At 36.3% G+C, this 6,862-nt stretch carries 9 protein-coding genes and 1 pseudogene; 1 reads left to right on the forward strand and 9 read right to left on the reverse strand.

The genetic code is table 11. From position 1 onward, the window contains the following. Positions 1–84: 84 nt before the first annotated feature. A complete protein-coding gene (gene yidA / locus LFLEISCH_RS10865; RefSeq protein ID WP_007476405.1) occupies positions 85–891 on the forward strand; it encodes a sugar-phosphatase in 807 nt (268 codons plus the stop codon). 196 nt (positions 892–1,087) lie between these two features. Here yidA and LFLEISCH_RS10870 read toward each other — a convergent pair whose 3' ends face one another. The 9 genes and pseudogenes from LFLEISCH_RS10870 to LFLEISCH_RS15400 all read right to left on the reverse strand — a co-directional run. Continuing rightward, complete coding sequence (locus LFLEISCH_RS10870; RefSeq protein WP_007476407.1) at positions 1,088–1,348, reverse strand: metal-sensitive transcriptional regulator; 261 nt, start codon at positions 1,346–1,348, stop codon at positions 1,088–1,090. Continuing rightward, positions 1,348–1,644, reverse strand: coding sequence for a rhodanese-like domain-containing protein (locus LFLEISCH_RS10875; protein WP_007476408.1), 297 nt, complete (start codon positions 1,642–1,644; stop codon positions 1,348–1,350). The genes LFLEISCH_RS10870 and LFLEISCH_RS10875 overlap by 1 nt, the downstream gene beginning before the upstream one ends. Beyond that, positions 1,637–3,298 (reverse strand): FAD-dependent oxidoreductase, encoded by a 1,662-nt coding sequence (locus tag LFLEISCH_RS10880; protein ID WP_449560087.1) that lies wholly within the window; start codon positions 3,296–3,298, stop codon positions 1,637–1,639. Before LFLEISCH_RS10880 ends, LFLEISCH_RS10875 begins: the two co-directional genes overlap by 8 nt. Beyond that, positions 3,298–3,612 (reverse strand): rhodanese-like domain-containing protein, encoded by a 315-nt coding sequence (locus LFLEISCH_RS10885; protein ID WP_007476412.1) that lies wholly within the window; start codon positions 3,610–3,612, stop codon positions 3,298–3,300. The genes LFLEISCH_RS10880 and LFLEISCH_RS10885 overlap by 1 nt, the downstream gene beginning before the upstream one ends. Before the next feature lie 203 nt (positions 3,613–3,815). After that, on the reverse strand, positions 3,816–4,247 hold the full coding sequence (locus tag LFLEISCH_RS10890; protein ID WP_007476414.1) for a DUF805 domain-containing protein: 432 nt from the start codon (positions 4,245–4,247) through the stop codon (positions 3,816–3,818). A gap of 721 nt (positions 4,248–4,968) precedes the next feature. Continuing rightward, positions 4,969–5,268, reverse strand: a complete 300-nt coding sequence (locus LFLEISCH_RS10895; protein ID WP_143211962.1) for a hypothetical protein — start codon at positions 5,266–5,268, stop codon at positions 4,969–4,971. Between the two features lie 158 nt (positions 5,269–5,426). Next, positions 5,427–5,810 carry a hypothetical protein gene (locus LFLEISCH_RS10900; protein WP_007476418.1) on the reverse strand — a complete coding sequence of 128 codons (384 nt, stop codon included), beginning with the start codon at positions 5,808–5,810 and terminating at the stop codon, positions 5,427–5,429. A 9-nt stretch (positions 5,811–5,819) separates the two neighbouring features. Further along, positions 5,820–6,419: a hypothetical protein gene (locus LFLEISCH_RS10905; protein WP_206538451.1), complete on the reverse strand. Its 600-nt coding sequence runs from the start codon at positions 6,417–6,419 to the stop codon at positions 5,820–5,822. After that, a pseudogene (locus LFLEISCH_RS15400) lies at positions 6,337–6,862 on the reverse strand (hypothetical protein); the annotation flags it as partial. The pseudogene LFLEISCH_RS15400 and the gene LFLEISCH_RS10905, both read right to left, overlap by 83 nt.

Genomic DNA, 6,862 nt, shown 5'->3' on the forward strand with positions numbered 1-6,862 from the left:
CATATTTTAAGACAACTTTCAATCACAAACAGGAATGTGCTATACTTAAATGGTATGATTGTATGGACGGAGGAACTGAATTTTATGATTAAATTAGTAGCAATTGATATTGATGGTACACTTTTAAACGACCATCATGAAGTAACAAGCGAGGTAAAAGACGCGATTCGTAAAGCAAAGGCAAAAGGTGTGAAAATTGTCTTATGTACAGGCCGACCACTTGTTGGCGTACAACAATATTTAACGGAACTTGAACTTCGCGAAGAGGGCGATTATGTCATTAGCTTTAACGGCGCCATGGTTCAAGACACCTTTACTAAAAAAGTCGTTTCACATCTCACACTTGAAAAAGAGGATCTCATTTACCTTTCCAAGTTAAGTGAAGATGCCGGTCTCCATATGCACTTTTTCGATGATAAAACGCTTTATACAGCCAATCGAAATATTGGAAAATATACTGTTGTTGAGGCCTATCTAACCGGAAGCCAGCTCGTCTTTAGCGAAATCGAAAAAATGCCAGCCGACTTTAAAATGTCCAAAGCGATGATGATCGATGAACCTGAAATTCTTGAAGCGGGAATAAAGAAACTACCAAGCGACCTTGGTGATCGCTACCATCTTGTCCGCAGTGCCCCATTTTATTTAGAAATTCTAAATCCTGAGGCGAGCAAAGGAAATGCCGTCAAGCAACTTTCCGAACTTCTTGGCATAAAACAAGAAGAGGTGATGTGTATTGGTGACCATGAAAACGATACAACCATGCTCGAATTTGCCGGTACCGCCGTTGCTATGGGTAACGCCATTCCACGCCTAAAAGAAATGGCTGATTTTATCACTGAAACCAACAACAATAGCGGGGTCGCTGTTGCAATAGAAAAATTTGTATTATAAAACAACGAAAACCAGTTAGCAAGTATATTTCTTGCTAACTGGTTTTTTGATGCTTTTAAAAAAATAATTGAGCCTGATACAATTTAAAAAGTCTACTTTATTTAAAGTCACACAAACCAAAATAAAACTGACAACAAATCCAGAGATAACAAAGCCTCTTTTTATGTTGCCAGCAAAATAAGATATTTTTAAACTTCTATTTTTTTATAATCATTTCAATAGCCTTCTCAATTTTTTTGCTTTGATTTTCCTTGTCTATTTCTGGGTTTTCAAGGCAATTTTTTAAGTTTTCTGCTACAATTACGCCAATAATCCGGTCGACACTTGATCGTATAGCGCTTAATTGAGTTATGACATCAATACATTCTTTCTGATCCTCCACCATTTTTTGAACACCTCTTAGTTGCCCTTCTGCCCGTTTTAGGCGATTTAAAATGGTTTTTTCTTGTACGTACATTATACGACCTCCCCTTTCCATGAAGACATTCCGCCCATTACATTTTTAACATTCAAACCTTTATTACTCAAAAAATCACAGGCTCTAGCTGAGCGGCCTCCAAATTGACAAATGATATAATATACTGTGCCTTTATCAAGTTCGTGATAACGATTTCCCAGCTCACTTAATGGCAGGTTTTTCGAAGAGGGAATATGTCCTCTTTGAAATTCATCCACCTCTCTTACATCTAAAACGATTAATTTTCCCCTTGTTTCTTTTTGATAAAATTCGTCATTTGATATTGAACTATACACGTTTAATTTCCTCCGGTTTCACAGTATTATATAAAGAAAATGCGCCATCTAAATTTTCTGCGCCCAGATTAGCTTGTTTGAGTATGCGCTCACCAATATAGCTTCTTAGTCCGCTATGGCAGGTGATGATATATGATTTGCTTGCATCCAGTTCTTGGACACGACTCCGCAGTTCATCAAGTGGGATATGAATCGCATTTTTAAATTGGCCATTGTTTTTTAGCTCTAAAGGATTGCGCACATCCAGTAAAACTTTTCCTTTTTTAAGTTCGTCTTCAAGATTATACCACTGAATATTTTGACTTAGACCTTCTGCCACATTCATTGCTGCATAACCAATCATATTAACAGGATCTTTTGCAGAGCCAAATGGCGGTGCGTAGGTCAATTCTAGCTCTGGTAAATCAAAAATGGTGAGTCCCGCTTTAATGGCCGTTGCCAAAATGTCGATTCGTTTGTCGATTCCTTTTTCCCCGACGCCTTGTGCCCCGTAAATAGCCCCTGTTTTTGGATTAAAAATGAGTTTTAATAACACATCCGTTGCGCCTGGATAGTATCCAGCGTGGTCTTTTCCTGAAACATGAACAACTTGTATGTCTAACCCTGCCTGTTTTGCCGCCCGTTCACTTAACCCTGTTGAAGCAGCACTACTATCAAAAACACGCACAATCGCAGTTCCAATGCTTCCTTTATTTTTTCGTCTATGCCCACTAATGGCATCCGCTACTTGTCTACCTTGACGATTAGCGGGAGAAGCAAGAGCGATGAGGGCATCTTCTCCTGTTATTTGTTGTTTCACAACGATTGCATCACCTACCGCGTAAATATCCGGAAGGCTTGTTTGATAGTTTTCATCTACTAAAATTCCACCACCAAATCCAAGCTCTATACCCGCACTCTCAGCAAGTGTATTTTCAGGACGAACACCAACAGATAAAATGGTTAAATCAGATAAAAGTGTCGAGCCATCTTCTAATGTAATTTCTTTCCCTTCATTTTGAAAGGCTACGGCTGATTGATTAGTCATAACTTTTACACCATTTCGAATCAGTTCTTTTTTTACATATGCAGCCATCTCTTCGTCAAGTGGAGGTAATACATGTGGTGCTTTTTCTACGACGGTGACTTCTAGACCTCGGTGTCTCAGATTTTCTGCCATTTCTAAACCGATAAATCCTGCACCTATAACTGTTGCATGCTTGGTTTTTTCTTTTTCTAGATGATTCATAATTCGATCTAAATCAGGCACATTTCGCAAGCTAAATGCATTTTTTGCTTCAGCTAAACCTTTGATTGGGGGAATAAATGGTTTTGCTCCTGGAGATAATATTAAGTAGTCATAACTTTCTTCCAACAATTCTTCTTTATGCTTAATCGTTACGATTTTTTCTTTGGCATCAATTTTGATCGCCTCATGTAATGGGCGTACGTCTATATTAAATCTTGCTTTTAATGCTTCTGGTGTTTGTATGAGTAAAGAATCTTTCTCACTTATTTCACCCGAAACATAATAAGGTAAGCCACAATTCGCAAAAGATACAAAAGGGCCTTTTTCTAAAACGATAATTTCAGCCTCTTCATTTAGACGGCGTAATCGTGTAGCTGCTGACATTCCTCCTGCTACGCCACCTACAATAATGATTTTTTTCATGATTATTTTCCTCCTTTAACGGAACCCGTCCACTGATTCATACCACCGCGAACGTTTATAACATTGTAACCATTCTTTTTTAGAATATTAGCTGCTTGCTTACTTCTCATTCCTGACTGGCAAATCACATATATGTCTTGGTTATCCTTGCCTTTATAACCCGCTATATTGTTTAATGGTACATTTTTAGCAAAAGGAATGTGCCCTGCTCGAAATTCATTCGGTGTTCTCACATCTAACAAGGTCATCTTCCCGTTCCATTTACTAGCTAATTCATTTGTTGATACGCTATTTGAGCGTTTAAATAATCCAAACATAACTTCCTCCTTATATACCCCTATGGTATATTTAACATTAAAATGATTCTGATGTCAATCTTAATGTTTCGTTCTTTTTAAAGGTTTAAATTCAGACGGGGGAGATGGGGGAATTTTTTTTTAAGGTTGCTATTTGGACTACTTTAAACAAAAAAAGCATTATAGGAAGTGGTAATTCGAACCACTAGCTATAATGCCTTTACTTAAAAACCGTATTCGTCACCCTTTTTGCCGCCATCTTCTACGCTTGGTAAACACATGAAGACAATCACGATAATACTTCCTACAAATGGAATAAGCCCAAGTAAGATGAACCAACCACTTTTTCCGGAATCGTGAAGTCTGCGAATGGATAAACTAAGTGCTGGAATAATGTTAGCTAAGCCGTATAACCAGAAAAGTAACATAATGAACAACATTGGCCCTGCAAACATTGCTGCGAAAACTTCTTCTGGACTGGATGTACTCATAGCTGCTGTTACGGAAGAAAGACCGACAATCAGCATTAAAATGTAGAATACAGCTACAATAATGATATTCCATAAAAAGACATACCAATACTCAGAGCGCGATGAGCGTCCACTGAAATTCACATAATTCCTCCAAAATGATTTATAAGCTTCTAAAAATCCCATTTTTTCAACTCCCTTTTTTAAACGATCCGTTTTATTATACTATATTTGAAGCCTAGAATGTTTGTCCAAATCATGAATTTTATAATTTTTATACCTCTATTTTCATAAAAAAAGACCTAGATTTTGCCAGGTCCGAGCTCTATTGATGTTTGTTGTTAGCCCACATTAAGGAAGCTCTGGTATTAATATACATGTTTTCTTTTATAAATTCTATAGACAAAAAGTGAATATTTACTAAAATAGAGTATATTTTTTGGTAAAATTACCCATTAAAATAACTGGAAATAAAAATAGAACCAGTCCTGTGGGAGTAGGACTGGCAAGGGATTGAATTCTTTCTATATTGCACTAAAAAGGGTTATAGTACGTAAACTATTATAAGTCAGAATCTCTAAATAATCTGTAGACAAAATATTAAATTTTTATATTTTTTTATAGATTAATATGTATTTTTTACACATTTAAACACTTGACTTATTTCTATTGCAGATTTAACTTCCGGCCTAACAACCTGCTAAATATGTTCTTTTTTGATTGATATTTCCAAATAAAAATAGGAAAAACGATTCAAAACGACAATACACGAATAAATTAGGGATGAAATGGTAACTATCCATAAAAAAGACCTCTCTGTTTTCGGAAAGGTCTTTTAATTTATGCCACTTTTTTACATACTATGCCGAATGCTAGCTATTTCAACCAAACTTTTCTTGGTATGAATTTAGTATGCAATATCTTTCAATATAGACTTAGCCAACTCCACTGTCTTACTTAAATAATTCATCCATTCATATGGAGAATAAAACTCTTTGATTTGGATATCCCCTAAATATTTTACGCTCGCCATCGCAATAAATTTTTTAATTGCATGAGTAAGCATCTCATGAGAGCTATTATTTTTAATCTGTAACCGGATTTTATTTATTCTTTCTGCATCTACTGGTTTTTCATTACTAATCAAATACATTTCAATTTCATTCAAATTTAGTAATAGCTGCTGAGTGTTATTTGCTTGCATCATTTCCCTCATTCATTAAGTCTTGTTAGTTTTTTCGAACCACAATTAGTGAGCCTGCGTATTAAATTGCTAAAAAAGTTCATGAAACCCAAAATTGCACATAGTTTTAATCAAGATTATTTTGAATCTAACTAAAAAACACACCGAATTGATTAGTCATTTTAATTTTTGTAAAATATATTTATGCTACTAACATTACTTCTTTTATCATATTCAGAATATATTCTGCCCCACGAATATTGATACCCTTCCTCAATTTCACATTTCCTTAAAGTAGCGTCATGAATCTGTTTTCGTATTTTTTCGTCTAATTCAGAAACTTCAATATCACAATTTATCAACGAAACCATATATAATAAATTTTCTCTAAAAAATAAATTCACTATATAATTATCACCACCAACTTTCTGCTCACCCAAATTTATTATTCGTATGCCATCTTGTCCGTTGTATAGATTTGTTCTTTTAAAGTCAGAAAACGTATATCCTTGATATAAAGTTACTTCTTTATTTATTTTTAAATGACCATTTATTTTATTAAACATTTATTCTACCTACTTTCCAAGCGTTATTTTATCTACTTGAATTAATGCACCCTTTTCTAATAATTGTTCAATGTTGGGTATAAACACTTGTGGCAAACCTCCTTCACCAAATTGAGGATTTGCCTTAGTAATACTGAATGCCGCATCAACCTTTTCATTAACTAAATAGCCTTGCATTACTCCTCTATAACCATGAATTGGATGTTTTTCTACCTGCAATCCAGTATAGACTTTGTCAGCATCTTTTCCTGATCGGATTATTGCTGATTTTGTTGTAAAGTATTCCGTCCCATTAGGTTCTCCACGATAAATTATCTTACCAGGCTTCAGTTCAATATCTCTGTATCTATCAACGCCAGGATATTTTCCATACCCCTGCCAACCTGACGCAATATCAGAAGGTTTTTGAGGAACTTTTAGTGAGTCCTTCACTTTCACTTTAGGGATACTCCCATATTCCATACTTCCCCGAATCGCCGCCGCACTCAAGCCGAGCCCAAGCACCACATCCGTCAATCCCGATTCATCAATCTTCCCTTTCCACTCCTGCACATAGGCAGAGGCTTGGAGGACTTTCCCGGTGCCGCCAGAATACACTTTCCCGTTCATATAGTAGGTACCCTTTTGCCACGCTTTGGTGATTTTTTTTATCGAGGTCCGCTAAGGTGATTATAGTATATTTCTCTGCATCTTGGTAGCGCCCCGTCTGTTCGATATACTTTTGGAGCTTCGCATTTTGAACGCGTACCCCATTTTTTTCTAACACCCACATCACCGCATCTTTTCCGGTGTTGTCTTTGTACACCACAGCCAATATCTCATAGTCTTCTAGCTGTGCATCTAATTTTGGATCGATTCCGCGTGCTTTTTGAAGGGAGTCCTGCAAACTTTTCATCGCAGGAGCAAATGTTTTCGCTACCGTATAAGTGCCCGTCTCTTCATTAAAGTGGACTTGTTGGTGGAGAACATCTACCGCACGCTTCGCCGCCTGCACTAATTCGATAAGGGGTTCAAAAAAAATGAGTATGGCTTTGCTCAAATTGTAAGTACTT

The sequence above is a fragment of the Listeria fleischmannii subsp. fleischmannii LU2006-1 genome (assembly GCF_000344175.1).
GTDB lineage: Bacteria > Bacillota > Bacilli > Lactobacillales > Listeriaceae > Listeria > Listeria fleischmannii.

What these genes read in the sequence shown, in the direction of transcription:
- LFLEISCH_RS10890 (WP_007476414.1), bottom strand. Translation starts at nt 4,247, where the DNA reads ATGGGATTTTTAGAAGCTTATAAATCATTTTGGAGGAATTATGTGAAT.
- LFLEISCH_RS10900 (WP_007476418.1), bottom strand. Translation starts at nt 5,810, where the DNA reads ATGTTTAATAAAATAAATGGTCATTTAAAAATAAATAAAGAAGTAACT.
- LFLEISCH_RS10895 (WP_143211962.1), bottom strand. Translation starts at nt 5,268, where the DNA reads ATGATGCAAGCAAATAACACTCAGCAGCTATTACTAAATTTGAATGAA.
- LFLEISCH_RS10905 (WP_206538451.1), bottom strand. Translation starts at nt 6,419, where the DNA reads ATGAACGGGAAAGTGTATTCTGGCGGCACCGGGAAAGTCCTCCAAGCC.
- LFLEISCH_RS10885 (WP_007476412.1), bottom strand. Translation starts at nt 3,612, where the DNA reads ATGTTTGGATTATTTAAACGCTCAAATAGCGTATCAACAAATGAATTA.
- LFLEISCH_RS10870 (WP_007476407.1), bottom strand. Translation starts at nt 1,348, where the DNA reads ATGTACGTACAAGAAAAAACCATTTTAAATCGCCTAAAACGGGCAGAA.
- yidA (WP_007476405.1), top strand. Translation starts at nt 85, where the DNA reads ATGATTAAATTAGTAGCAATTGATATTGATGGTACACTTTTAAACGAC.